Annotated in this window: 23 protein-coding genes; 12 read left to right on the top strand and 11 right to left on the bottom strand. The window is 64.9% G+C overall.

The window, feature by feature from the left end:
- Positions 1 to 62: 62 nt before the first annotated feature.
- Positions 63 to 827, bottom strand: a complete 765-nt coding sequence (locus V5279_RS44945; RefSeq protein ID WP_338693766.1) for a Crp/Fnr family transcriptional regulator — start codon at positions 825 to 827, stop codon at positions 63 to 65.
- A gap of 266 nt (positions 828 to 1,093) precedes the next feature.
- On the opposite strand from V5279_RS44945, the gene V5279_RS44940 reads away from it, so the two are divergent.
- Positions 1,094 to 1,471 carry a response regulator gene (locus V5279_RS44940; protein ID WP_338693764.1) on the top strand — a complete coding sequence of 126 codons (378 nt, stop codon included), beginning with the start codon at positions 1,094 to 1,096 and terminating at the stop codon, positions 1,469 to 1,471.
- A 106-nt stretch (positions 1,472 to 1,577) separates the two neighbouring features.
- Here V5279_RS44940 and V5279_RS44935 read toward each other — a convergent pair whose 3' ends face one another.
- Positions 1,578 to 2,282, bottom strand: a complete 705-nt coding sequence (locus tag V5279_RS44935) for a hypothetical protein (protein WP_338693762.1) — start codon at positions 2,280 to 2,282, stop codon at positions 1,578 to 1,580.
- 368 nt (positions 2,283 to 2,650) lie between these two features.
- Between V5279_RS44935 and V5279_RS44930 the strand changes: the two genes are divergently transcribed.
- Positions 2,651 to 3,805, top strand: coding sequence for a hypothetical protein (locus tag V5279_RS44930; protein ID WP_338701743.1), 1,155 nt, complete (start codon positions 2,651 to 2,653; stop codon positions 3,803 to 3,805).
- Positions 3,806 to 3,864: 59 nt separating this feature from the next.
- Here the strand turns inward: V5279_RS44930 and V5279_RS44925 are convergent, their stop codons facing one another.
- The 3 genes from V5279_RS44925 to V5279_RS44915 all read right to left on the bottom strand — a co-directional run bounded on the left by V5279_RS44925 (position 3,865) and on the right by V5279_RS44915 (position 8,266).
- Positions 3,865 to 4,863 (bottom strand): N-acetylmuramoyl-L-alanine amidase, encoded by a 999-nt coding sequence (locus V5279_RS44925; RefSeq protein ID WP_338693760.1) that lies wholly within the window; start codon positions 4,861 to 4,863, stop codon positions 3,865 to 3,867.
- Positions 4,864 to 5,017: 154 nt separating this feature from the next.
- Positions 5,018 to 6,580, bottom strand: coding sequence for an alkaline phosphatase D family protein (locus V5279_RS44920; RefSeq protein ID WP_338693758.1), 1,563 nt, complete (start codon positions 6,578 to 6,580; stop codon positions 5,018 to 5,020).
- Between the two features lie 279 nt (positions 6,581 to 6,859).
- On the bottom strand, positions 6,860 to 8,266 hold the full coding sequence (locus V5279_RS44915; RefSeq protein WP_338693756.1) for a TAXI family TRAP transporter solute-binding subunit: 1,407 nt from the start codon (positions 8,264 to 8,266) through the stop codon (positions 6,860 to 6,862).
- Between the two features lie 308 nt (positions 8,267 to 8,574).
- On the opposite strand from V5279_RS44915, the gene V5279_RS44910 reads away from it, so the two are divergent.
- Entirely contained in the window at positions 8,575 to 8,880 is a 306-nt protein-coding gene (locus V5279_RS44910; RefSeq protein ID WP_166213205.1) for a 4a-hydroxytetrahydrobiopterin dehydratase, read from the top strand.
- A 91-nt stretch (positions 8,881 to 8,971) separates the two neighbouring features.
- Complete coding sequence (locus V5279_RS44905; RefSeq protein ID WP_338693753.1) at positions 8,972 to 9,361, top strand: YkvA family protein; 390 nt, start codon at positions 8,972 to 8,974, stop codon at positions 9,359 to 9,361.
- Between the two features lie 242 nt (positions 9,362 to 9,603).
- Here V5279_RS44905 and V5279_RS44900 read toward each other — a convergent pair whose 3' ends face one another.
- From V5279_RS44900 to V5279_RS44890, 3 genes are all read right to left on the bottom strand, one after another.
- Positions 9,604 to 10,776 (bottom strand): TAXI family TRAP transporter solute-binding subunit, encoded by a 1,173-nt coding sequence (locus tag V5279_RS44900; protein WP_338693751.1) that lies wholly within the window; start codon positions 10,774 to 10,776, stop codon positions 9,604 to 9,606.
- A gap of 35 nt (positions 10,777 to 10,811) precedes the next feature.
- Positions 10,812 to 11,630 (bottom strand): hypothetical protein, encoded by an 819-nt coding sequence (locus tag V5279_RS44895; RefSeq protein WP_338693749.1) that lies wholly within the window; start codon positions 11,628 to 11,630, stop codon positions 10,812 to 10,814.
- 561 nt (positions 11,631 to 12,191) lie between these two features.
- On the bottom strand, positions 12,192 to 13,172 hold the full coding sequence (locus V5279_RS44890; protein ID WP_338693747.1) for an NADPH:quinone oxidoreductase family protein: 981 nt from the start codon (positions 13,170 to 13,172) through the stop codon (positions 12,192 to 12,194).
- A gap of 90 nt (positions 13,173 to 13,262) precedes the next feature.
- Between V5279_RS44890 and V5279_RS44885 the strand changes: the two genes are divergently transcribed.
- From V5279_RS44885 to argG, 7 genes are all read left to right on the top strand, one after another.
- On the top strand, positions 13,263 to 14,102 hold the full coding sequence (locus V5279_RS44885) for an SDR family oxidoreductase (RefSeq protein WP_338693745.1): 840 nt from the start codon (positions 13,263 to 13,265) through the stop codon (positions 14,100 to 14,102).
- 185 nt (positions 14,103 to 14,287) lie between these two features.
- Complete coding sequence (locus tag V5279_RS44880) at positions 14,288 to 14,896, top strand: invasion associated locus B family protein (protein WP_338693743.1); 609 nt, start codon at positions 14,288 to 14,290, stop codon at positions 14,894 to 14,896.
- 74 nt (positions 14,897 to 14,970) lie between these two features.
- On the top strand, positions 14,971 to 16,185 hold the full coding sequence (gene rlmN, locus V5279_RS44875; RefSeq protein WP_166300482.1) for a 23S rRNA (adenine(2503)-C(2))-methyltransferase RlmN: 1,215 nt from the start codon (positions 14,971 to 14,973) through the stop codon (positions 16,183 to 16,185).
- Positions 16,186 to 16,189: 4 nt separating this feature from the next.
- Positions 16,190 to 16,675, top strand: coding sequence for a hypothetical protein (locus V5279_RS44870; protein WP_338693740.1), 486 nt, complete (start codon positions 16,190 to 16,192; stop codon positions 16,673 to 16,675).
- A gap of 26 nt (positions 16,676 to 16,701) precedes the next feature.
- Positions 16,702 to 17,004: a hypothetical protein gene (locus tag V5279_RS44865; RefSeq protein WP_166300478.1), complete on the top strand. Its 303-nt coding sequence runs from the start codon at positions 16,702 to 16,704 to the stop codon at positions 17,002 to 17,004.
- A 37-nt stretch (positions 17,005 to 17,041) separates the two neighbouring features.
- Positions 17,042 to 17,821 carry a phosphatase PAP2 family protein gene (locus V5279_RS44860; protein WP_338693737.1) on the top strand — a complete coding sequence of 260 codons (780 nt, stop codon included), beginning with the start codon at positions 17,042 to 17,044 and terminating at the stop codon, positions 17,819 to 17,821.
- Between the two features lie 79 nt (positions 17,822 to 17,900).
- On the top strand, positions 17,901 to 19,238 hold the full coding sequence (gene argG / locus V5279_RS44855; protein WP_338693735.1) for an argininosuccinate synthase: 1,338 nt from the start codon (positions 17,901 to 17,903) through the stop codon (positions 19,236 to 19,238).
- Between the two features lie 168 nt (positions 19,239 to 19,406).
- Here the strand turns inward: argG and V5279_RS44850 are convergent, their stop codons facing one another.
- Complete coding sequence (locus V5279_RS44850) at positions 19,407 to 19,994, bottom strand: TetR/AcrR family transcriptional regulator (RefSeq protein WP_338693733.1); 588 nt, start codon at positions 19,992 to 19,994, stop codon at positions 19,407 to 19,409.
- 98 nt (positions 19,995 to 20,092) lie between these two features.
- Here V5279_RS44850 and V5279_RS44845 point away from each other — a divergent pair, with 98 nt between their 5' ends.
- Complete coding sequence (locus V5279_RS44845) at positions 20,093 to 20,458, top strand: nuclear transport factor 2 family protein (RefSeq protein ID WP_338693731.1); 366 nt, start codon at positions 20,093 to 20,095, stop codon at positions 20,456 to 20,458.
- Positions 20,459 to 20,759: 301 nt separating this feature from the next.
- Here V5279_RS44845 and V5279_RS44840 read toward each other — a convergent pair whose 3' ends face one another.
- Positions 20,760 to 23,054, bottom strand: a complete 2,295-nt coding sequence (locus V5279_RS44840) for an OmpA family protein (protein ID WP_338693729.1) — start codon at positions 23,052 to 23,054, stop codon at positions 20,760 to 20,762.
- A 232-nt stretch (positions 23,055 to 23,286) separates the two neighbouring features.
- Positions 23,287 to 23,520: a hypothetical protein gene (locus tag V5279_RS44835; RefSeq protein ID WP_084518473.1), complete on the bottom strand. Its 234-nt coding sequence runs from the start codon at positions 23,518 to 23,520 to the stop codon at positions 23,287 to 23,289.
- Positions 23,521 to 23,531 lie beyond the last annotated feature (11 nt).

Raw genomic sequence — 23,531 nt, 5'->3', positions numbered from 1 at the left:
GGGCATGACGAGCTACAAAAAGCCTCGAATTTGTGGTGCGAAGTCAGCCGTCCGCAGCGGACTTAGTTCGCCGGGTTGTCCTCGCTCGGATAGACCCCGCGCAGCACCTCCTCGAAATGATCCTTGACCGCCTCGTTGCACAGGCAGGAGCGCTGCCGCAGCTTGTCCGGGGCGCGGATCACGATCGCGCCGCGGCGGGTCTCCAGCACGCCTTCCGCCTTGAAGTTCTGGATCACCCGGCTGGTGTAGCTGCGGCCGACGCCGAGCAAGGTCGAGAGCTGCTCATGGGTGAGCGGCACCACGCCGTTGCCGTTGGTGCGCTCGATCGCCGAGATGATCCATTTCGCGGCGCGTTGCTCGATCGAGTGAATCGCATTGCAGGCGGTCGACTGGAAGATCTGCGCCAGCATGCAGTCGGCATAGCGCGCGAAGATGTTGCGCACCGAGATCGACTTCAGCTTGGCGGCGTCGAGTCTGCTGACCGGCAGCCGCACAAATGGCCCGCCGAACTTGACGGTGATGCGGGTATAGGCCGGCAGGAAGCCCTGGCTGACGATGCCGCCGACCGCGCCCTCGCGGCCGACCAGGATGGTCTCGACATCGCGCCCGTCCTCATTGGGCACCATGTAGGAGGCAAGACTCGGTCCGCATGGGAAATGCGCGATCTGAACGTCGTCGCCGGGATTGTACAGCAGATCGCCGGCCGCCGCTTCGACCAGCGCAAGATGCGGCGCGATCAGCTCGTAGTCCACGGCGTTCAGCCGGCGCAAGAGATTGTTGAACGGCCGGTCACTTGTCCCGGCCAACTCGGTCCGTTTGGCAATCATTGGAAAATCCTGCAAACCCAACGCGGACCATAACCAGAAAGTTCCTGGACTTATGTTCACTAGTGAACAGACGCGCCAGCGCGCGATGTGATGGTTTCATCCAGGGAACAGCCGGCGTGCTTTCAGGCGCCGGTCGCGGGCCATCCGGCCGGACTGATCCGGTCTCTCATCCATGCTTTGGAGCGTTTTCGAGCGAAGTGGATACCGGTTCGCGTGAAGAAAACGCGTCAAAACAACAAGCTCTAGCAAACGGAAACTGGCGCGCCATGGATTTCGCACCCAATGCCGGCATGCCCGGCGATGTCCTCGTGGTCGAGGACGATCCGATGATCTCGCTGTATTTCGAGGACACCATCCTCGGCTTCGGCGCCCGCACGGTGCGAACCGCTGCGAACGTTGCCCGCGCGCTTGAGCTGATCGCCGAACGGGCACCGGATTTCGCGCTGCTCGACGTCGGCCTGCTCAGGGGCGAAAAGACGTTCGCGATAGCCGAGCGGCTCGATGCGCTGAAGGTGCCTTTCGCGTTCGTCACGGGTTATGGCGCTGATATCAGGCTGCCGGGATCGCTCGCCGACAAGCCGCGGCTGACCAAGCCATGTACGAGCGAAACGCTGGAGGCGGCGCTGAGGCGCGGACCGAAGTAAGGCGTTTAGAGCATGATCCGGAAAAGTGTGAAGCGGTTTTCCGAAAAGATCATGCTCAAACAAGAGGCCAAAGCGCGATGATGATTCGACCAGATCTCATCGCGCTTTAGCGCCGCGAGCCGATGCAGAGCTCGGCAAGATCGGCCTCGATCCCCTTGAGGAAGGACAGCGGCGCGCCCGGGGGCACTTTATCCTTTGCGATCGAGGCCGATCGCACTGCTGAGGCCTGCTCGGACAAATCCAGGAAGCGCGTCAGCGCCTTCGATTTGTTGCGCTTTGAAAACGCCTCCAGCGCAGCTTCGGTGGCCTCGGTCGGATTCTTGCGCAGCAATTCATCGTTGCCGGTCGCCAGCGGCGAGACCGCCGTGAGCTTGATCCGGCTCACCAGCGCGTAGCGGTCGAACCGCTCGAACACCGTGTCGAGGATTTTCGCCTGCTGCATCGGAGCTGCCAGCGCGAGGTATTTCTTGACGTCCGCATTCTGCTGCAGCCTGTCGAGCTCGGCGGCCGCCGGAAATTTCTCGGCATAGACGTTCTGGTCGATCAGCGCATCGGTGCCGTCGATCAGCCGCGCACCCCATTTGATCACGACGTCGCGGCCGCGCGCCTCGAGCTGGCCGGCTTCGATGCCCTTGCTCGCAAGACAGGCGGGATCGGCATTGTCGCGCAGCGATTTACCGAACTCGGCGCTCAACGCCTTGCCATAGGCCGAAGTGAAGGCGTCGCGGATCTTCGCCGCCTGCGCATCCTGTGCCGGCTGCGCCGGCGCCAGCGACGGCGCGAGCAGGAGAAGAGCGGCAATCAATGGCATGGCGCGTCTCAAATCGGCTACTCATCAATCAGGCCCGGCCCGGAAGCGGCTGGGCCTGATATGGTCGCCCGAACCGCTCGCGCGGTTCATCACTGGCCGCGCTGGCCCTGCCTTCACCTCTCCCGCTTGCGGGGGAGGTCGGATTGCATCGAAGATGCAATCCGGGTGGGGGCTCCCTCCGCTAGGTGATTCGCGGTGATACCCCCACCCCGACCCTCCCCCGCAAGCGGGAGAGGGAGTGCAGCAATCCCGTCGCCGCTGTGGTCGGGTCGGACCGGCTTCGGGCCGAGCGTGCTCGCAGCCGGCGCGTTCGTCGTCTACGATCCATTGTGTCGGATTCGACGACGCACAGGCATCGGGAAGCTGTCATGGCGATCAGGACATCTGCCGCTGCGCCCGCACTGGCGCTATCCCTAGGGCTGCTCCTCGCGCTGCCGGTTGCAACGGGGCCCAGTGCGGTCCTGCCGCTGGCCTCGGCCGTCATCGGTGGTCTCACGTCTCCAGCCGTCGCGGGGCCGGTCGCCCTCACGAACGGGCAATCGGCCGTGCGCGAGACCTACGACAATGCCCTGAAGACCTTCGTCTCGATCCTGCGCCAGCGACGCGCTCAGATCGATTCCAGGCAGCCGCTGCCCAACCTGCCGGGCCAGGCCCTCTATCTTGCCCGTGTCGAGATGATGAGCGCATACAAGGATCTCACCGATGCGCTGCCGTCCAGGATCGGCAGACCCAACAGATTCGGCATCCCTCCGGCCTATTTTGATGCCGACAATGAGCCGCTGCTCGATGAGTACAGGGCGCTGTTTGACGTGATGGAGGCGCCGCCCGCGAGCGCACAAGGATCCGATACGCCGTTCAAGGACGTGGTCGACCTTGCGACCGCGATCGCGCGCGCCAGGGGGCTGGATGCCGCGAACGCCGCCGCCGCGGGCCGTATCAGCCTCGGCCTTTTCTTCGCGGAGACGAACGGCAAACAAAATGCCGGCAATGCGCGGTCGAACACCTACAAGGGAAGCCTGCAGACCGGTCCGTCCGAGGATCGCAACGGTCAAAGGAAGTGGTCAGCCATCAAGGGATCGATCGCAGCCCTCGATCCGGCACTGAGCCGTCGCGACGACAGGGAAGAAGCACGGGCTGGCAATCTCGATCACCGGTTCAATCACTGGACCGCGGTGCGGGATGCGCTCATGAACGCACACGCGGATATTTTCCCGCAGGTCCCCGCGATCGCAAAAGCCCTGCCCGATCCGATCGATCAAATGAAGCTCTTCGAGCTCATCCAGATCATTCCCACCCCGACCAGGGCCGCGCTGCAGTCAGGCAACCTCGTCGGCTACAGAATCTCCGATCCCAGGATCATGGGATATTTGCGAAACAACAGCATCTTCGCCTTCGGCCGGGCCGACAGGGCAAGAACGTCTGCGACCTTCCGCGAAATCCTCGATGCGATGTGGCTGTTCAACGCCAAGTTCGAGCAGGCGCTTGCCAGGCTCAAGGAGATCGAGACCGGCAAGCAGGGATGACATCGGCTGGCGCCGATCGGACCGCGTTTTCGCTGAGAGCTCGGGACGTCACAGGGCGATCAGAGCGGACCGAGGAGCGCCCATCGCGGCTCGCAGAATTCCTTCACGGCAGAAGCGACACCGCTGCTGATGATGTTGCGGCGCTCGGGCGAGTCCATCTTGAGTTCTTCGTCGCGGTTGATGATCGAGCCCGCCTCCAGCAGGACTGATGGCATCGAGGTCTTTCGGAGCACGATCAGCTCGTCATAGCTGTAGACGCCGGTTTCCTTGTTCAGCAGCGGGTGCTGGTAGCGACCCATGATGGCCTGGCTGTATTGCTCGGCATACTGAAGTCCCTGGGCCTTCATTTCCCTCGCGATCAGTTCGGCGAACTGGAGGCTCGTCTTGAACTCCGGATTGTCCCGGGAAACGAAAACGGAGTAACCGCTGAAGCGGTCGCTGAAGTGGCTTTTCTTGCCCTCGAATTCCCAGTCCTCGAGCATTTTGTTGGGCACGGAGTCATGGTGGATCGACAGCAGGAGATCCGCGTGCAGATTGTTGGCGGCGGCGACCCGCTTGAAGAGGCTGGGTCTGGCCCTGCCTTCGGTCAGAAGCAGCCTGGTCTCAGTGAAGCCTTCGGCCTTCAACCTCTCCTCGATCAGTCGCGCAAGGCGCAGGTTGAAGGCGAACTCGGTGACATTCCGGGCGCTGATCGCGCCTTCCGATTCAGCGGTATGTCCTACATCCAGAACGATCCGGAATGTCGAGGGATCGCATTTGGCTGCGGCCGGCTTGAGCACGGACGGCGGCAGGGCGACCGGCCCAAGGGCGGCAAGCCGCGTAGCGCGGTGCTTCGGCTGAGCGCGGTGCCTTGCCAATTTGGCCGGCCTTGCCGACTTCGCGCGCTTTGGCGATTTGGCGTGCTTGGATGAAGTCTTGAAAAGATCAGGCAGCCAGCCGGCGTCGCTGACTTCGATCGGCAGCAGCGCGAACACGGCAATCGCAACGACAACCAGGCGGCGCGGCCGCAACCCCGCGACGATGCCACCCAGCACGCGAATCAACTCGCAGCGCCTCATGCTCCGCCCCCCTTCGGGCGCCCCCAGCATATTGGCTGTGGTGTCGATACCGGAAGAGGCCGCGGACGTCCATCCCCGGCCAAATCGTGTCGCCCTTGCCTTGAGCAAGGGCCTGCAGGACCGGGAGTGCGGTTCCGCCGCGGCTGCGACCCGATTACACCGGCTTCGGGTCGAGCGTGATCGCCCACAGTTCGGCGTCGATGCGGTCGCGCAGGCTCACCGTCATCTGGCCGCTCTTGCCGTCGATCCTGACGTGGCCGAAGAACTGCATGCCGGCCGACGGCGGCAGGTTCTGGTTCGCTTCGCCCGGCGCCTTGATGAATTTCACTTCGGGTCCAAACGTGTTGTCGAGCTCGTTCGGACCGAACGTGCCGGCGTGCAGCGGGCCGGAGACGAATTCCCAGAACGGATCAAACTCCTGGAACTGGGCCTTGTTCGGGTTGTAGTAGTGCGCGGCCGCATAGTGCACGTCGGCGGTCAGCCACACTGTGTTGACGATGCCGGCGGTCTTGATGAAGCGCAGGATGTCGGCGATCTCGAGCTCGCGGCCGCGCGCCGGGCCGTCGCCCTGCGCAAACGCTTCCGAGCCCTTCTTGTTGGCGGCATCGTCATAGACGATCAGCGACAGCGGCATGTCGGAGGCGATCACCTTCCAGGTGGCGCGCGAATTGAGCAGCGCGCGCTTCAGCCAGGCCATCTGATCCGGACCGATGAAATAGGCGTCGGGGCCGTATTGCTCCTGCAGGTTCGGACCGTTGGGGCCGCGATAGCTGCGCTCGTCGAGCATGAACACGTCGAGATGCGGACCGTAGCTCAGCGTGCGATAGACGCGGCCCGGCTCGACGATGCTCTCGCGCATCGGATACATTTCGTGGAAGGCTTTTGCCGCGCGCGCGGCGAGCACATTGATGTCGCGTTCCTTGTAGGACGCCGGCAGCTGCTTCGACAGCGACCAGTTGTTGGTCACCTCGTGGTCGTCCCACTGCACGAAGATCGGTACCTCGGCATTGAAGGCGCGGACATTGCTGTCGAGGAAGTTATATTTGTGCGCGGCCCGGTATTCGTCGAGCGTCTCGGCGACCTTGGCCTTTTCGGGAATCGTGACGTTCTTCCAGACCTTGCCGTCAGGAAGCTTCACCTCGGAAGGGATCACGCCGTCGGCGTAGATGGTGTCGCCGGAGTGCAGCAGGAAATCCGGATTGTGCTTCTTCATCGCGGCGAAGGTGATCATGCCGCCGTCGTCGGGGTTGATGCCCCAGCCCTGGCCGGCGACGTCGCCGCCCCACACGAAGGAGACGTCGCGGCGGTCGCTCGGCGCGGTGCGGAAGCGGCCGACCACGGGCTCACCGACGATGTCGATATGGGCGAGGTCGCGGAAGCGGACGCGATAGAAGATGTCCTGGCCGGAGGGCAGGTTCTCCAGCAGCATTTTTGCGGTGAAGTCGCTCTCCGGCAGCGCCGTGATCGGCGGCAGCGCACGGGCGTCCTTGAACGACTCAGTGGTGGCGACCTCGACCATCATCTGCGCCGGCCGGTCCGCACGCGCCCACACCACGCCGCCGTCAACGCCGACATCGCCGGACTGCACGCCATGGGTGATCACAGGGCGATCGGCGGCGCGCGACAGATATGGCATCGCGATCACACCGGCACCGGCCGCAGCCGCCGTCGAGAGAAAGCGTCGGCGGGTGAGCCTTCGCGAAAACCGGATCGTCATGGGGAGCCTCCTCAGGTCACAGCGACAATGCGCCGCACGCGTGCCAAGACCTAGAAAAATTCCATGACGGAGAGATTACAGGGGCGGGCACATGTGAGGTGAGCACGCAAGCCGGGCTCCCTCTCCCGCTTGCGGGGGAGGGTGGGGTGGGGGCTCTCTCCACGAGTCATGCCGCGGAGAGAGCCCCCACCCGACGCGCCCCGGCGCGCAAGAGCGCTGCCGAGCGCGTCGGCCTCCCCCGCAAGCGGGAGAGGCGAAAAGAGTTCGCGGATAGAATGCCTACGCCGTCCCCGCTGCCCTGAACTGGCTCGCAGTCCGCTGCAAATTCTGCGGCATGCTCAACAGCAGCGCCTTGCGGTCGGCGACGGCGTTGTGGAATTGCTCGAGCGCGATGTTGAACGCGGTCAGCGTGCCTTCCTCGATGGCGCCATGCTCGAAGCAGTCCAGCGTGTGGCGCAGGATATCGTCGGCTTCCGCCTGCATCTGGTCGAGCTCTTCGGTGGAGTCGCTTTGCCGCGCGGTTTTCAGCATCTCCAGCAGACGCTCGCGCTGCGAGGTGTTGGTGTTGCGCTCGTCCTGCTTGAGGTAGCCGGCGAACCACGCGCCGGCCGAGCCCATCGCCGAGAACGCCATCAGGCTCCACCAGATGTAGTCGCTGTAGCGATCGAGGAAGGTCTTCTCTTCGCCGTCGACGAAGGCGGCCGCGCCAGGATGCACCGGGATGGTGGCGTCCTTGTCGGTGTCGGGCGTCTCGATCTTGGCCGCGAGCGGGAAATCGTTCTTGAGCGACTGCCGGATCGCGAACAATTGCCGCGTGAATGCTGCGACCGTCGCGTCCGACACGCCCTTTCGCGCGACAATGTGGTGCGAGAAGCTGATCGTCTTCACTTCGTCATCGGGCCGGTCGGAGGAGCCGAGCGAGCCGGCGGGGATTTCCGCAGCCTCGTAGGCGGGATGGTTCTGCGCGATCGCCTCCGAGGCGTCGATCGGCAGGAAGGTCGGCTCGCCGCCGTCCTTGATCGACGCCGTGATCGCATCGATCGTGATCTTGCTGTTGGCCGGACCGACGGCGAGATAGGCGTCGGCCTTCAGGTTCTTGATGGCGTCGGCGGCCTCATTGGCCGGGAACTGGACGATCTCGACCTTCATCGGGTCGACGCCATACTGCTGCAGGATCAGCTTCAGCAGATTGACATTGGCCGGGGTCCGGCCGACGACGCCGATCTTGCGGCCGGCGAGTTGCGTGATCTTGGTGATCTTCGTGGCCTTGCGGCCCTTGCCCTTTGCCGCCGGCGGGGCCCACATCACCACGACATTCTTGCGCAGCACCGCGACCGCCTGTGCATTCTTTGGCACCTCGAGATCGCCGCGGATGATGGCGAGGTCGGCCTTGCCGTCGGCCAGCGTCTGCGCGCTCGCGGTGGCGCCATCGGTCTGCACCGGTCTTAGCTTGACCTGGGTGTGCTGCTGGTTATTGAAGGCCTGCGCCAGCGCCTGAACCACCTTGAGGTCATCGCTGTTGGCGGGACCGACCGCGATCCGCAGCGTCACCGGGCGCACCGCGAAATAATAACCTGCGGTCAGCGCGCCGACGATGGCGAGCGCGCCTGCGATCAAGACGAACATCAGCCGCCGCTTTGCCGAACGCAGCGGCTTGGGCGATATGCTGGCGGGGCCGTCTGTCATCGATCTCGCAATCGTCGGGGCTCAATCTCGCAAACTACCAACGCGCATACATCCCAGATTTATAGCAAATTCCTGAAGATACAGATGTTACATCTGCTTCATGGTTACCAGCGGCGATAGGACGCGATTTTGGCCTTATTTTCGGCTTGGATCCCGCCCGGAGGCCGGTTGTCAGAGCGTTTTCCAGCGAAGTGGACACCGGTTCGCGTGAAGAAAACGCGTCAAAACAAGAATCTAGAGCCCCGTTCCGATTCAATCGGAACGGAATAGGCTCTAGGCTAAGGTCGGCGTCAAACGGGAGGATTGCCATGGTCGAACGGCTGTCAGCGGAAGCAAGGAAGGCCGCCCTTTGGGAGCTGGCCGGCTGGTCGGAGCTGGCCGGGCGGGAGGCGATCGCAAAGACCTTCGTCTTCAAGGACTTCAACGAGGCCTTCGGCTTCATGGCCCGCGCCGCTTTGGTCGCCGAGAAGAACGACCATCACCCTGAATGGAAGAACGTCTACAAGACCGTCGAGGTCGTGCTGGCGACCCACGATGTCGGCGGGGTGACCAAGCGCGACATCGACCTCGCCAAGGCCATGAACGCAATCGCACGGCAGCTTGGGGTCAATTGACCCAGCCGGTCGCAATCTTGCGCCGGTTGGCCGACATCCCCAGATTCGAAGTGTCCGCCGCGAAACTGTCGCGACGTCGAGGAACCCATCGATGACATCGAGCGAACACGGTGTGGGATTTGGGCCTGCCGACCGGCTGGCCCAGGACCCGGAAAGCGTGCGCCGCCGCTTCTGGATCAAGTTCAAGAAGGTGGTGGCGAACCTGCCCTTCGCCGAGGACCTGCTGGCCGCCTATTACTGCGCCTTCGACCGGCAGACGCCGCGCCATGTGCAGGCGGCGCTGCTTGGCGCAATCGCCTATTTCATTCTGCCGTTCGATTTCGTGCCGGACATGCTGCCGATCCTCGGCTTCACCGATGACGCCGCGGTGCTGGCAACCGCGCTGCGCCTGGTGGCGAGCCACATCATGCCGGAGCATCGCGAAGCCGCGCGTGCCGCGCTGAAGCGCGGGGTGCCGGACGAGGGAGCGCCGCAGGCGTAGTGCGACTTTCGCTCTCTCTTCTCCTTCCCCCTGAAAGGGGGAAGGTCGGGATGGGGGTCAGCCGCAGGCGACGCTGTATCTGCGGAGAGAGCAGATCCCCACCCGCTTTGCTCTGCGAGCAAAGCGACCTCCCCTTTTCAAGGGGAGGTTGGAGGCGCAGCCCGGATGGAGCGCAGCGTAATCCGGCGTCAGCTCACGCACGAGGCCCGGATTAGGCTGCGCTCCATCCGGGTCCCGGGAGGCTACCGTTTCTCGCCGGCGCGCAGTTGGGAGCGGGTGTTTTTTTCTGCGTCCCACGCCTGGAACTGCTTGAACAGCGCCTCCTTGTCGGCGTCGCTCTGCAGACGTGCGGCCGCCGGGCTCTGCTTCAGGAATTCATCGAAACGGCTGCGCGAGACGGCTTCGACGCCATGGCGGTCGAGCCATTGCTGGGCCACTGGCAGGCGTTGCCAACCCGGCAGCGGTGCCGACAGCGAGACCTCCCGCCACTTCGGATGGAACGGCGGATTCTGGAATGTCGGAAATTTGGTGAAGAACGCATCCACGAAATTAGCCAGCTTGTGGTAGCGCTCGGTGTTCGGCGCCCAGTTGTAGGCCGCAAGCACGGCAGGAACGGCGATCGTGTCGACGCGATCCTCGCCCGAAATCAGGTTGGGATAGTCCTTGGCCGACAGGCTCGCGGGCAGATAGTCGCCCTGCAACGGCTTCTCGTAGTTGACCGTCACCAGGTGGAACCGATCGTCCTTGAAGCCGCTCACGGACTTGTAAGGCTTGCCGCCACACACGATCACGGCGTCGATTTCGCCGGCCTTCAATTTCTCCAGCGCGATGCGCTGCTCGACATAGACGACCTTCGGCTTCATTCCGAGCCGCTCGAACACGGTCAGCGCGGTCACGAAGGTGCCGCCATTGGGAAGGTCGACGCTGACGGTCTTGCCCTCGAGGTCCCTGAGATTGCGGATCGATTTCGACGCGATCACATGCATCTCTTCGTTATAGAGCTTGGTCACGTAGGTGAATTGTTTCTTGATATCTTTCGCGATGCCCTTCCGCTCGAGATATTCGAGCGTGTCAGACCGAACGATGCCGAGATCGACACCCTGCAGAAACAGGATGTCGGCGACGCTCTGCACCGAGCCGCGCCCGACGATCGGCAGGATGCGCAACTTGTTGCCGTCGTCGAGCACGGAGGCGAGATCGGCGCCGAACTGAACATAGGTGCCGCCGATCGTGCCCGAGATCAGCGTGACCGTGTTGGCGTTGAGGGCCTGCTTGGTGCTCACCGAGCCGTACTGAAAGATCGCTTTCAGGCTGTCGCTGACCTTGGCCGGGTCGAATTCGGTCTGCTCGGCCCGCGCCGCTGGGCCGCAAATCATCATCGTTGTGAATACGACCAATCCAAACAAGCGTCGCATATGTCCCTCGAGATAAGCTTGATTCTGAGATGAGCCTAGTTCTGCAATTGCGCGAGTCGTTGCTGTGCGGGCTGCGAGCCGAGTTCGGCGGCCTTGCGATACCAGAAGCGCGCTGCGTCCGGATCGGGCGTGATGCTCCGTTTGTCCAAGGTCCCCAGCACGTCGGGATCGTAGGTGCGCGCCAGCAACAGCGCCGCATCCGCGTCCTGCGCATCCGCGGCCCGCTCGAGCAGCAGCCGTGCCGATACGATGTCGCCGATCGCAAGCAGGCTGTTGGCCCGCTTCAGGAGGCCTGCGACGTCATCCGGATCGAGGCGTCTTGCCGGTGGCGCCGCCGGTGGTGGTGGCTCGATCGGTGCAGCCACAGGCGTTTCGCGCGCAACGACGTCGCTCTTGATCGCTTCCTGATAGGCGGCGGCGATCTGCGCGCGTGACGGCGGGCTTGCAGTGGCGGGCGACACCTCGGTGGCCGCGGCGCGAACCGCTTCAGCGATTTCCGCGCGGGCCTCGATCGGCGAGACGCCGACCAGCGCGGCCTTGGCGCTCAGGACCGCGTCGCGCACGCTGCCGATGGACCACAGCCCGACCACCGCAGCCGCGACAAGTGCGACGGCCGAAATTGTCAGCAGGCCGGTGCGGAGGCGCGAACGTGGAATCGTGGTGCGCCCGTGCCAGTCCGCGTCGTCGATTGGGCTTGAAAGAAACAGCGGGGCGGGTTCGTCCGTGCCGATGTCGATGGCTGCCCGATGTGGTCGCCGGTAGCGATAAGGTGCAAATTCAGGATCGTTGATACCAGCGTTGATCGCGTCGCGTGGCGGATCGCTGCCGTGAACGTGTGTTGGCTTCCCCACCATGATGATGCTTCCCCGATACTATGACGCAACAATCGGGCATCTCTGGTGTCTGGTTGTTGTTCTTGTTGGGGTCCCTGAGCGCCCGTTACGGACTCTTAATCGCCTTGCGATTGGGCCCAAAAAGCGACCTTGGTCGCTTCGAATCGGGAGAAATTTGGGTTTGATTGCGGCAGCGTGCGCAAATCCGGAGAAAGTTCACAGGGTTTGCTCACGATTGCGCGCCCCGCGCTGAAGCGCGGGGTGCCAGCAGAGGAGGAGTGAGCTCTCTCTTCTCCTTCCCCCTGAAAGGGGGAAGGTCGGGATGGGGGTCAGCCGCAGGCGACGCTGCACGCGGAGAGAGCAGATCCCCACCCGCTTTGCTCTGACGAACAAAGCGACCTCCCCTTTCAAGGGGAGGTAGGAGCATCTGGGCTACTGCTCTCGATCCGTCATCCTGAGGTGCGAGCGCTTGCGAGCCTCGAAGGATGCACGGCCCGGTCCGGGGCCGTCGTGCTTCGAGACGCGCGCGATGCGCGCTCCTCAGCATGACGGTGATGATAAGGAGCGCGCGGTCGTCGGCCCTCAACTTCCCGGATGCAGGATCACCTTGCCCATCGCCTTGCGGCCGGCAAGCACCTTTAGCGCTTCTGCGGTCTGCGACAGCGGGAAGGTGCGGTCGACGTGCGACGAGATCTTGCCTTCCGCGGTCCACTGCACGAGCTTTTCGAGGTTCTTCCGGTTCTTCTCCGGATTGAGCCGCGCCCAGGCGCCCCAGAACACGCCTCTGATGTCGCAACCCTTCAGCAGGGCGAGGTTGAGCGGGATCTTCGGAATGTCGCCGGCGGCAAAGCCGATCACCAGGAAGCGGCCTTCCCATGCGGTCGAGCGCAGCGCGGCCTCGGCATAGGCGCCGCCGACCGGATCGAACACGATGTCGGCGCCCTTGCCGTCGGTCAGCTTGCGCAGACCCTCTTTGAGATCTTCCTTGGCGTAGTTCAGCGTCAGCTCGGCGCCGTGTTGTTTGGCGAATGCAAGCTTCTCGTCCGACGACGCGCAGGCAATGACTTTGAGGCCCATCAGCTTGCCGAGTTCGCATGCGGCAAGTCCGGTGCCGCCGGCGGCGCCCAGCACCGCGAGCGTCTCACCCGGCTTCGGGCTGGCGCGATCTTCCAGTGCATGCAGCGCAGTGCCGTAGATGATGATGATGCCGGCGGCGCGGTCGTAATCGAGACTGTCAGGAATCTTCACGATCGAATTCGCCGGCAGCGCGATCTTGTCGCGCGCGCCGTTGTGGCCGCACGACGCGACGACGCGGTCGCCAACCTTGAGATCAGTGACGCCGGCGCCGACGCTCTCGATCACGCCGGCGACTTCGGCGGCCGGCGAGAACGGGAACGGCGGCTTGATCTGGTACTTGCCCTGGATCATCAGGATGTCGAAGAAATTCAGCGCCGCCGCCTTGATCGCGATCACGGCTTCGCCCGGACCGGCCACCGGATCGGGCACGTCAGCCAGCACGAGATCGTCGGGTTGACAGTATTGCGAGCAGAGGATGGCTTTCATGGACACACCTGAGTTTCGGACGCAAAAAGACCTGAAAGCTTCATGCCGGATTTGCGGCGGAGCGACAATACAAAGCGGACGGATCAAACTATGTTTGAAAAAGGCCTGCTAGCGAAAAAGCGCATTCTGATCACCGGCGGCGGCTCCGGCCTGGGCGCGGCGATGGGCCGCCGCTTTGCCGAACTCGGCGCCGAACTGATCATCTGCGGACGCCGCGAGGGCCTGCTGGAGGAAACCGCAGCCAAATTCTGCAGTGAGCTCGGCGCGAAGGTCTCCACCGCGCGCTGCGATATCCGCGACGGCGCGGCGGTGGAAGCGATGATGGATCAGGTGTGGCAGGACTCGCCGATCGACGTTCTCGTCAACAATGCTGCCGCAACCTTTATTGCGCAGAGTGAACATCTGTCATTCCGTGCGGCGGACGCGATCCTCGGTCCGACATTGCATGGCACGCTGTATTGCACGCTCGCCGCCGGCCGCCGCTGGATCGAAGGCCGGCACAAGGGCGTGGTGCTCTCGATCCTCTCGACCTCGACCATCACCGGCCGCGCCTTCACCGTGCCGTCCTCGATGGCCAAGACCGCGGTGCTGGCGATGACCAGGAGCCTTGCGGTGGAATGGGGACCGAAGGGCATTCGCACCGTCGCGATCGCGCCTGGCGCGTTTCCGACGGCTGGCGCGACCGGGCAATTGCGTCCCGAAGGGCGCGGCGAGAGCTGGGCGCATCGCAATCCGCTCGGCCGCGCCGGCGAGCATTCGGAGCTCGCCAATCTCGCGAGCTTCCTGATCTCCGACCAGGCCGGCTACATCAATGGCGAGATGGTGGTGCAGGACGGCGGCGCGCATTTGCGCAGTTCCGGTGCCGAGGACCTGCTGCAATGGACCGACGCGCAGTGGGAGAAGCAGCGCGCGGCGCGCGCCAAGGGCTGACGATCGACGACAAGCACCGAGCAAGCGCTAAGAAAAGGATGGACGCGCGATGCGGCTTGCGGCCAGCGCGCGCGTGCAGGCGTAACTGCCTTCCCAAACAGGCGTTTCCCGGTTATCCATCCGAGCCGGCGGAGGGGAATCGCCGGGCCATCTTCCAGTCACAATGATGAGGGAACCAGTTGGCCGTGCGGCAAATACTGACATCATTGGTTGCCTGTAGCCTGGTGTGCGGGATCATCTCGCTTGCGCCGGCGCGGGCAGCGCCCAAAAAGGATGCGGCCAAGGATACGGCCAAGGACGCAGCCAAGCCGGCGCCGTCGCCCGCCGCGGCTGCGGCCGGTGGTGCCGAGCCGACGTTGATCGGCCAGTTCGGCACCTGGGGCGCCTACACGGCGTCGCCGAACGGCAAGAAGGTGTGCTTTGCGCTCGCCAAGCCGTCGTCGTCGAAGACCAACCCGCCGAACCGGCCGCGCGATCCAGCCTATGCCTTCATCTCGACCCGTCCGGCCGAGAAGGTCGTCAACGAAGTCTCGGTCATGATCGGCTACACCGTGAAGCCGGGCTCCGAATCAACGCTCCAGGTCGGCGGCGGGACTTATGCGATGTACACGCAGGGCGACGGCCTCTGGATCAAGAATGCGGCCGAGGAGGAGCGGATGGTGGAAGCCATGCGCAAATCGGCCGAGGTGACGGTAAAAGCCGTCTCGGCGAAGGGTACCGAGACGATCGATACCTTCGCACTTAAGGGCCTGGCGCAGGCGCTTGACCGGCTGGGGCAGGATTGCCGGCGCTAAGACCGGCTCAGAAAGGCAAATTCGAGGTATTTGGTGGCTTTCCAGCACCGGCTGGAAGGCCTATTTGAGGTTTCATGACCGACATCCAGTCCACCAATGCTGTGCCCGGCGCCAATGCGCCGCTCGAAAAGGTTCCGCTCGAGACCTATGTGCCGCCGGCGAAGCCGTCGCTGATCGGGCTGTCGCGCGCCGAGATTGCCGATCGCCTCGGCGAGATCGGGGTTTCGCCGTCGCAGCGCAAGATGCGCACCCAGCAGCTCTGGAACTGGATGTATTTCCGCGGCGCCAAAAGCTTTGCCGAGATGACCAACGTCTCGAAGGACATGCGTGCCGAGCTCGAGAAGCATTTTACCGTCGACCGTCCCGAGGTGGTCGCCGAGCAGATCTCCAACGACGGAACCCGCAAATGGCTGCTGCGGCTGCCGAGCGGCGACAAGCTCGAGCGGCCGCACGAGGTCGAGTGCGTCTACATTCCCGAAACCGATCGCGGCACGCTGTGCGTTTCCTCGCAGGTCGGCTGCACGCTGAACTGCTCGTTCTGCCACACCGGCACGCAGCGGCTGGTGCGCAACCTCACCGCCGGCGAGATCGTCGGCCAGGTGATGGTGGCGCGCGACCGGTTGAATGATTGGGCCGACCGCGAAGACGGCACGCGGCGCGTCACCAACATCGTGATGATGGGGATGGGCGAGCCGCTCTACAATTTCGACGCGGTGCGCGATGCGCTTTTGATCGTCGGCGACAATGAGGGCATCGGCATTTCCCGCCGCCGCATCACGCTGTCGACCTCGGGCGTGGTGCCGAACATCAAGCGCACCGGCGACGAGATCGGCGTGATGCTCGCGATCTCGCTGCACGCGGTGCGCGACGAGCTGCGCAACGAGCTGGTGCCGCTGAACCGCAAATATCCGATCAAGGAATTGCTGCAGGCCTGCCGCGACTATCCCGGCGCGTCCAATGCGCGGCGCATCACCTTCGAATATGTGATGCTCAAGGGCGTCAACGATTCGCTCGATGACGCCAAGCTCTTGGTGAAGCTGCTCAAGGGCATTCCGGCCAAGATCAACCTGATCCCGTTCAACCCGTGGCCGGGCACCGCCTACGAGTGCTCGGACTGGGAGCAGATCGAAAAATTCTCCGAATACATCTTCAACGCCGGCTATTCCTCGCCGGTGCGCACGCCGCGCGGCCGCGACATCCTCGCTGCCTGCGGCCAGCTCAAGTCGGAGACCGAAAAGCTCTCGGCCCGCGAACGCCAGGCGCTGCGCGCGATGGCGATGACGGATTAATCAGATGGCCTTGATCGGCCGCCTGTTCGTCGTTGCCTTCGGTTTCCTGATGGCCTGCTTCGTGGCGGGGATCATCGTGGTCGTTGCGGTGCTGTATCCCGAGATCAGCGATTTCGGCGGCCAGATCGACCAGAGCGCTGTCAACATCGTGCTCGGTTTCGGCTTCATCTTCATCTCCGGCTTTGCGCTGCTGCCCGCGCTGATCGTGGTGTTGCTCACCGAGGCCTTCTACATCAGGAGCGTGCTGGCCTACGCCGTCGGCGGCGCCATTGTCGGCGCGGCCTGCTATCTCGGCCTGGTTCCGTTCGATCCTGATATGATGCAATTCCAAGGCGTCGTGCGCCGGCACATGGAGATCATGACCGGCGCCGGCATTGTCGCCGGCCTGGTCTACTGGCTGGTTGCCGGCCGCAGCGCCGGCGCCTGGCGCGAGCCGCCGCGCTCGCTGCCGCCGCCTCCGCCATTGCCGTCGCAATCGCGGCAGCCGTGACCCTCGTCGGGAGAGCTCATACCAACATGGATTCGAATCAGAGAGCGGCGTCTGCAATCTTGGGAAGCGTGGTAAACGCGCAGCTGGGCAAACTGTCCCTTCCCGAGCTTGAGCAAGATATCCTCGCTCAATTGCCGGCTATTGACTCAACCTTGCCAAGAGCGACCCGGGAACTTCTGGATCGGTTAGTACTGAACGTCTTTCAGACGCAGTCGAAGAATGGTGCTGCAGCCCTCAATACTCCGCGGCAGTTTGACTACAACGAGAATGATGGCGTTGATCTCCTGTTTGACGAGGCGGCGAATGCCCTTCGGGCCTACTTGAAATGATTGCGCCGCCTCATCTGCCTCGGCTAAACCGCGCGCCATGAACCGGACCGGACTTGTCATCGCGCTGGCGCTGGCGCTCATCATTGGCCTCGTGTTCGGGATCTATCCCGAGCTCGACCTGAAGCTGGCGGCCTTGTTCTACGATGCCGCGCAAAACACCTTTCCGCTGAAGCTCGATGCGGTGGCGTCGTTCGCGCGCGATGCGGCGATGTGGATCGCCTGGGCGCTGGTGCTGCCGGCGATCGTGACCATCGTCTGGAAATTCATCCGCCCGGAGCGGCCGATGCTGATGTCGGGCCGCGCCGCGGTGTTCCTGCTCACCACGATGCTGCTCTCGGCCGGCGTCCTCACCAATTTCACCTTCAAGAATTATTGGGGCCGGCCGCGGCCGGTGTTCGTGACGCAGTTCGGCGGCGACCTGCCATTCATGCCGTGGTGGGACCCGCGCGGCGGCTGCCCGCGCAACTGCTCGTTCTTCTCCGGCGAGGGCGCCACCGCGTTCTGGACCTATGCCCCGGCGGCGCTGACGCCGCCCGCCTGGCGGCCGCTGGCCTTTGCCGGCGCCACCGTGTTCGGCATCGTCACCAGTGGCTTGCGAATGGCCTTTGGCGGGCACTTTTTCACCGACGTCGCGATCGCGGGCCTGGTATCCTTTCTGGTGGTCTGGCTGTTCTATGCCCTGATCTACCGCTGGGCCTCGACCCGGCTGACCGACGAGGCGGTCGATGCGGCGCTGACCCGGCTTGCGATGCCCGGCTACCGGTGGATGCAGCGCTGGCGCCGGGGCAAGGAAGAGCCCAGCGAGCGTGAGGCCTGATTAAAGGCGTGCCCCGCCTTCCGAAATTTGATATTCGGCCTGCCAAACACCACCCATTTTCGACCGATTGGACCGTTCCATGAGCACGATTCTGAAAAGCCTGCCCACCGGCGAGAAAGTCGGCATCGCGTTCTCGGGCGGGCTCGACACGTCAGCGGCGCTGCTCTGGATGAAGCTGAAGGGCGCCAAGGTCTTCGCCTACACCGCCAATCTCGGCCAGCCCGACGAGGCCGATTACGACGCGATCCCGCGCAAGGCGATGGATTTCGGCGCCGAGAAGGCCCGCCTGGTCGATTGCCGCACCCAGCTGGTGCATGAGGGCATCGCGGCGATCCAGTCCGGCGCGTTCCACATCTCGACCGGCGGCATCACCTATTTCAACACCACCCCGCTCGGCCGCGCGGTGACCGGGACCATGCTGGTCGCGGCGATGCAGGAGGACGGCGTCAACATCTGGGGCGACGGCTCGACCTTCAAGGGCAACGACATCGAGCGCTTCTACCGCTACGGCCTGCTGACCAATCCGTCGTTGCGGATCTACAAGCCCTGGCTCGACCAGCAGTTCATCGACGAGCTCGGCGGCCGCGCCGAGATGTCGGCCTTCATGACCGCGCAGGGCTTTGCCTACAAGATGAGCGCGGAGAAGGCCTATTCGACCGACAGCAATCTGCTCGGCGCCACGCATGAAGCCAAGGATCTCGAAAGTCTTTCGAGCGGTATCACCATCGTCAATCCGATCATGGGCGTGCCGTTCTGGCGTGCCGACTGCGACGTCAAGCCTGAGAAGGTCGTGGTGCGCGTCGAGGAGGGCCAGCCGGTCGCGCTGAACGGCAAGACGTTCGCCGATCCGGTCGCGCTGTTCCTCGAGGCCAATGTGATCGGCGGCCGCCATGGCCTCGGCATGAGCGATCAGATCGAGAACCGGATCATCGAGGCCAAGAGCCGCGGCATCTACGAGGCGCCCGGCATGGCGCTGCTGCACATCGCCTACGAGCGGCTGGTCACCGGCATTCACAACGAGGATACGATCGAGCAGTACCGCATCAGCGGCATGCGGCTCGGCCGCCTGCTGTATCAGGGCCGCTGGTTCGATTCGCAGGCCTTGATGCTGCGCGAGACCGCGCAGCGCTGGGTGGCGCGCGCCGTCACCGGCGAGGTGACGCTCGAGCTGCGCCGCGGCAACGACTACTCGATCCTCAACACCGAGAGCCCGAACCTGACCTATGCGCCGGAGCGGCTCAGCATGGAGAAGGTCGAGGACGCCGCCTTCGCGCCGGCCGACCGCATCGGCCAGCTGACGATGCGCAACCTCGACATCGCCGACACCCGCGCCAAGCTCGGCCTCTACAACAAGACCGGCCTGCTCTCGAGCGGCGAAGGCTCGCAGATTTTCCAGCTCGAGAACGACAAGGATTGACGTAACCAAAAACTCGGTGTCGTCCCGGGCAAGCGAAGCGCGACCCGGGACCCATAACCACCGGCCGTGGTTATGAAACACGCTGGGGCCACAGCGCGCGTCAACAACGCGATCCTGTGGTAATGGGTTCCGGCCTTCGCCGGGACGACGCGGGGAGGTGTTTGTGGCCTACTTCACCCTCAGCGCATCGAGCAGCGAGCGAAACGCGCGCGCGTAATCCGTGCCGGTCTTGCCGATGTCGGGACCCGCTGAAACCGCAACCGCGGCTTCCGTCACCGCACCGAGCAATAGCCGCGCCAGGGGCTCGATCGGCTGCCTGGCGATCACGCCGGCCTCCATCGCAGCCGCCAGTGCGCGCGGAAATTTTCCGCCGAAATGCTTGGCGTCGATCTCGCGCCAGCGTTCCCAGCCGAGCACGGCCGGGCCGTCGCGCAAAATGATCTGGCCCGTCGGGCCTTTCGAGCACGCCGCGAAATAACCCTGCGTCCCCGCGGCCATCGCTGCGAGCGGGTCGTTCTCGGCGCGCGAGATGCGGTCGAGATCGGAGACGAGGTCGAGCGAGACCTGCTCGAACACCGCCTCGAACACCGCCTCCTTGGTCGCGAAGTGATGATAGACCGCGCCCTTGGCGACGCGCGCCCCCGCGGCGATGTCGTCCATCGTCGCAGCCGCAAAGCCGCGCTCGCCAAAAATGCGCCGCGCCGCCTTGATGATGGCGGCTCTGGTCTTCTCGCGCCGCTCGGCCTGGGTTGCCATGGCGCATGTCTAGCGCAGGTTCCGTATCGGCGCCAGTTGACTTACCGACTCTCAGTCGATAAATACCGACCACAAGTCGGTAAATGGGAGATGCCGTGATGCCCTCGCTCAAGACGCTGCAGGCCTTCGCTGACACGGTCGAGTCCAACGACCATGTCGGTGCGATCAGGAATTTCTATTCAGCCGACGCCCGCACCCAGGAGAACGACGGCGAATGGCGCGTCGGCCGCGAGGCGCTGGCGGCGCGCGAGGCGGCGGTGCTGGCCGCGGTCGCCGGTGTGAAGACCACGCGGCTCGGGCCACTGCTGCTCGACGGCGATCATTCGGCGATCTGCTGGCGGTTCGAGTTCACCGGCAAGGACGGCAAGGTCCGCAGCATGGAAGAGGTCGCGTGGCAGACCTGGCGCGGCGAGGAGCTGGTCGAGGAGCGCTTCTTCTACGATCCGCAGCAGATGGCGCGGTGACGTCGCGAGGTCATGGAAGCGCTTCGACCTCCCCTTGAAAAGGGGAGGTCGCTTTGCTCGTTGGAGCGTTTTCGAGCGAAGTGGACACCGGTTCGCGTGAAGAAAACGCGTCGAGCTTCGGTTCTGATCCAATCAGAACCGAAAATGCTCTAGAGCAAAGCGGGTGGGGATCCGCTCTCTCCGCAGATACAGCGTCGCCTGCGGCTGACCCCCATCCCGACCTTCCCCCTTTCAGGGGGAAGGAGAAAAACAAAAATGGCCGGGATCGCTCCCGGCCATTTCGTATCGTGATGTCGCCGGCTCAGCGCGGCGGCGGTGCGGCGGAGGCGGTGCCGCCGTTGAGCAGCGGGGTGATGCGGCGGACGGTGACGCGCCGGTTGATGCGGCTCGGTCCGTCGGTCTGCTCCTTCAGATATTGCGAGCCATAGCCCTGCGAGGTCAGGTTCTCGGCCGGCACGCCGAACTGCTGCGTCAACAGCTCGGCCGCGGATTGCGCACGGCGGTCGGACAGCGACAGATTGTCGGTGTCGTTGCCGGTCGCGTCGGTATGGCCCTCGATCAGGAACACCTCGCGCGGATTGCGCTGGATGGCACGGTTGAGGCCGTCGGCGATCGCCTGCAGCTTCGCCGCCTGATCCGGGGGAATCTGCCAGGACCCTAAGTCGAAGTTGATGCTGTTGACGTCGATCGACGGCATCAACATGCGCACGTTCGGGCTGTAGCGGATTTCGTCGAGCGAATAGCGCCGCGCGATCCGGTCAACCGGCGGGGCCTCCATGGTGTCGTAGATCACATCAGGCGCCGCGCTGTCGGACTCGACGATATAGCGATCATAGGGGATCCGGACCACCGGTGGTGGCAGGTCGACATAGAAGCCGCCGACCGCGGCCGGATCGCGATAGGAGTTGTCGATGATGACGAGCTCGCGGCCACCCTGATCCCTGCGGATCCGGCGCAGCATCTGCCCGTCGGGACCGACCACGGTGATGATCTCGCTGCCGTCAGGACGGATCACGACGGTGCGGGTCTCGCCGCCGATCGTCTCGGTGCGGATGTCGCGGGCGCCATAGCGGAAGCGATAATTATCGTCGCCGCGGACATAGGCCTGTCCGCCCGGATCGCGGATGATGATGCGGTCCGGCTCGGTGTAGATGGTGCGGCCGCCTTCGACGACCTCCTGGCGCTGGTTGTGCAGGTCGGCGATGGTCGCGCCGATGACGGCGCCGGCCACCACGCCGGCACCGACCGCGGCGCCGATCGCGAGCGGCCTCAGATTGTCATGCCGCGGCGCCGGCGGCAGCGGTGCTGAAACCGTTGGCGCGGCCCGGAACGCCGAGGAAACCGTCGGCGGGGCGTATTGCGATTGGCCGGGCGGCGGCGTTGCGGCTGCCGAGCCGGGGACGACACCCGGCGCCGAGGGGCCGGCTGGACGCGCCGATGGTGCGCCCATCGCGGCTCCCGCGGCGGGCGGCACTGCGGGCGCAGCACCAGCGGCCGGCGGAGTGCCCGGGCGTCCCGGCTGACCCGGAGCCGGGGCTACGCTGGGAGCAGCGCCGGGAGCGCCCATTGCGGCGCCTGGGGTCGCCGGCGTTCCGGGCGGTGTGGCCGGACGTCCCTGCTGACCTGGCGCCGCTGGCGTCGGCGTTGCGCCGGGCGCGCCCATTGCGGCGCCTGGGGTCGCCGGTGTTCCGGGCGGTGTAGCCGGACGTCCCTGCTGACCCGGCGTCGGGGTCGCACCGGGTGTTGCGGCGGGCGGTGTGCCCGGTCGTGCCGGCGGCTGTCCCGCTGCGGGAGGTGTCGTCGCTGAAGGCGCGGGCGTTGCCGGAGATGTCGCGGCGGGCGGCGTGCCCGGCGGTTGCTTGGCGCCGCCAGGACGTTCACCACCAGGACGTTCACCACCCGGACGATCGCCAGGCCGGCGTTCGGCGGGCGCCGTTGTCGGAGCTCCCGGCGTTGCGGGGGCGGGCGTTGCTGCCGCGGGAGGCGGCGGCGTCGCGGGGCGTGCTGCGGGAGCTGCGCCCGGTGCAGGCGTTGGCGGCGTATGCGCAGCCGGGGGTGGAGGCGGCGGAGGCGTCGCCGGACGTTGCGGTGCTGGGGCAGGCGGCGGTGTCGGACGCGCGGGAGCTGCGGCCGGCGGCGGCGGGGTCGGCTTCGCCGGTGCAGCCGCGGGCGGCTCCGGCCGTGCGGGCGCGGCGGGCGGTGTGGGGCGTGCGGGCGCAGCCGCGGGCGGCGGGGGTGGTGTGGGGCGCGCAGGTGCAGCGGCGGGCGGAGGTGGCGGCGTCGGGTGTGCCGGAGCAGCAGCCGGTGGCGGCGGTGGCGGCTTCGCGGGCGCTGCGGCCGGCGGCGGCGCGGGACGCGCAGGCGGCGCGGCTGCCGGAGGTGGTGCCTGCGGATGCGGCGCGGCTGCGGGCGGTGCCGGATGCGCGGGAGCACCCGGCGCGGGCCGTGGCTTCGGCTTTCCGTCCGGACCGGTTTCTTCCTTTGGCTGCGCCTGCGCGACGACCAGCGGCGAGGTTTGGGCGTGCGACGCTGAGGTGGCGAATTGCATCACCGTCAGCGCAGTCGTGGCAAGCAGCACGAGACGAAGCTTTGTCATGGTCTTGGAGTCCCCGGGCGGAAAGTTCTGGGCAGGAAAGAAAACAGTGAGCCGAACAATTCGGCAGGACGATGAACGGCCAGCCGTTAGGCCGGATTGTGGCGAGCCACGAATCATCGGCGAAGTTTATTTCGACATTATAACGGGTTGCATGCGCGCTTGTTCACTGCGCATTCAGAAGAAACGCTCGGACATAGTTGCAACTGATGTGGAACTGAGGCGCGGGGGTGATTCACCCCGCAGCGAGTCGATCTGTCGCAGGTGGTGGACCTGATGGTCCCGGCGGTCCACGCACCGGTAATTCGTCGGGCGTGTTGCCGGGCAACTCGTCCGGTCGCGGCGGCTCACCGGGTTCGCGCACCGGCGCTGGAATCTCAGGCTGCGGATTTCCCGGCGGAATGCCCGGCGGCGGTTCGCTCGGCGTGCCCGGCGTTGATGGTGGGATCTCGGGAGGCTCGATCGGCATCACATCGAGAC

It is taken from the genome of Bradyrhizobium sp. 26S5 (assembly GCF_036923295.1).
In the GTDB taxonomy this organism is placed as follows: Bacteria; Pseudomonadota; Alphaproteobacteria; order Rhizobiales; family Xanthobacteraceae; genus Bradyrhizobium; species Bradyrhizobium septentrionale.
The sequence above is the reverse complement of the archived record's forward strand: the minus strand, read 5'-3'. Positions and strand labels throughout refer to the sequence as shown.

Bases quoted from the DNA above. Each gene is read 5' to 3' on its own strand.
- V5279_RS44900 (WP_338693751.1), bottom strand. From the start codon at position 10,776: ATGCGACGCTTGTTTGGATTGGTCGTATTCACAACGATGATGATTTGC.
- V5279_RS44920 (WP_338693758.1), bottom strand. From the start codon at position 6,580: ATGACGATCCGGTTTTCGCGAAGGCTCACCCGCCGACGCTTTCTCTCG.
- V5279_RS44865 (WP_166300478.1), top strand. From the start codon at position 16,702: ATGGATTCGAATCAGAGAGCGGCGTCTGCAATCTTGGGAAGCGTGGTA.
- V5279_RS44885 (WP_338693745.1), top strand. From the start codon at position 13,263: ATGTTTGAAAAAGGCCTGCTAGCGAAAAAGCGCATTCTGATCACCGGC.
- V5279_RS44890 (WP_338693747.1), bottom strand. From the start codon at position 13,172: ATGAAAGCCATCCTCTGCTCGCAATACTGTCAACCCGACGATCTCGTG.
- argG (WP_338693735.1), top strand. From the start codon at position 17,901: ATGAGCACGATTCTGAAAAGCCTGCCCACCGGCGAGAAAGTCGGCATC.
- V5279_RS44940 (WP_338693764.1), top strand. From the start codon at position 1,094: ATGGATTTCGCACCCAATGCCGGCATGCCCGGCGATGTCCTCGTGGTC.
- V5279_RS44910 (WP_166213205.1), top strand. From the start codon at position 8,575: ATGGTCGAACGGCTGTCAGCGGAAGCAAGGAAGGCCGCCCTTTGGGAG.
- V5279_RS44870 (WP_338693740.1), top strand. From the start codon at position 16,190: ATGGCCTTGATCGGCCGCCTGTTCGTCGTTGCCTTCGGTTTCCTGATG.
- V5279_RS44945 (WP_338693766.1), bottom strand. From the start codon at position 827: ATGATTGCCAAACGGACCGAGTTGGCCGGGACAAGTGACCGGCCGTTC.
- V5279_RS44925 (WP_338693760.1), bottom strand. From the start codon at position 4,863: ATGAGGCGCTGCGAGTTGATTCGCGTGCTGGGTGGCATCGTCGCGGGG.
- V5279_RS44845 (WP_338693731.1), top strand. From the start codon at position 20,093: ATGCCCTCGCTCAAGACGCTGCAGGCCTTCGCTGACACGGTCGAGTCC.
- V5279_RS44930 (WP_338701743.1), top strand. From the start codon at position 2,651: ATGGCGATCAGGACATCTGCCGCTGCGCCCGCACTGGCGCTATCCCTA.
- V5279_RS44935 (WP_338693762.1), bottom strand. From the start codon at position 2,282: ATGCCATTGATTGCCGCTCTTCTCCTGCTCGCGCCGTCGCTGGCGCCG.
- rlmN (WP_166300482.1), top strand. From the start codon at position 14,971: ATGACCGACATCCAGTCCACCAATGCTGTGCCCGGCGCCAATGCGCCG.
- V5279_RS44850 (WP_338693733.1), bottom strand. From the start codon at position 19,994: ATGGCAACCCAGGCCGAGCGGCGCGAGAAGACCAGAGCCGCCATCATC.
- V5279_RS44905 (WP_338693753.1), top strand. From the start codon at position 8,972: ATGACATCGAGCGAACACGGTGTGGGATTTGGGCCTGCCGACCGGCTG.
- V5279_RS44860 (WP_338693737.1), top strand. From the start codon at position 17,042: ATGAACCGGACCGGACTTGTCATCGCGCTGGCGCTGGCGCTCATCATT.
- V5279_RS44835 (WP_084518473.1), bottom strand. From the start codon at position 23,520: ATGCCGATCGAGCCTCCCGAGATCCCACCATCAACGCCGGGCACGCCG.
- V5279_RS44840 (WP_338693729.1), bottom strand. From the start codon at position 23,054: ATGACAAAGCTTCGTCTCGTGCTGCTTGCCACGACTGCGCTGACGGTG.
- V5279_RS44895 (WP_338693749.1), bottom strand. From the start codon at position 11,630: ATGGTGGGGAAGCCAACACACGTTCACGGCAGCGATCCGCCACGCGAC.
- V5279_RS44915 (WP_338693756.1), bottom strand. From the start codon at position 8,266: ATGACAGACGGCCCCGCCAGCATATCGCCCAAGCCGCTGCGTTCGGCA.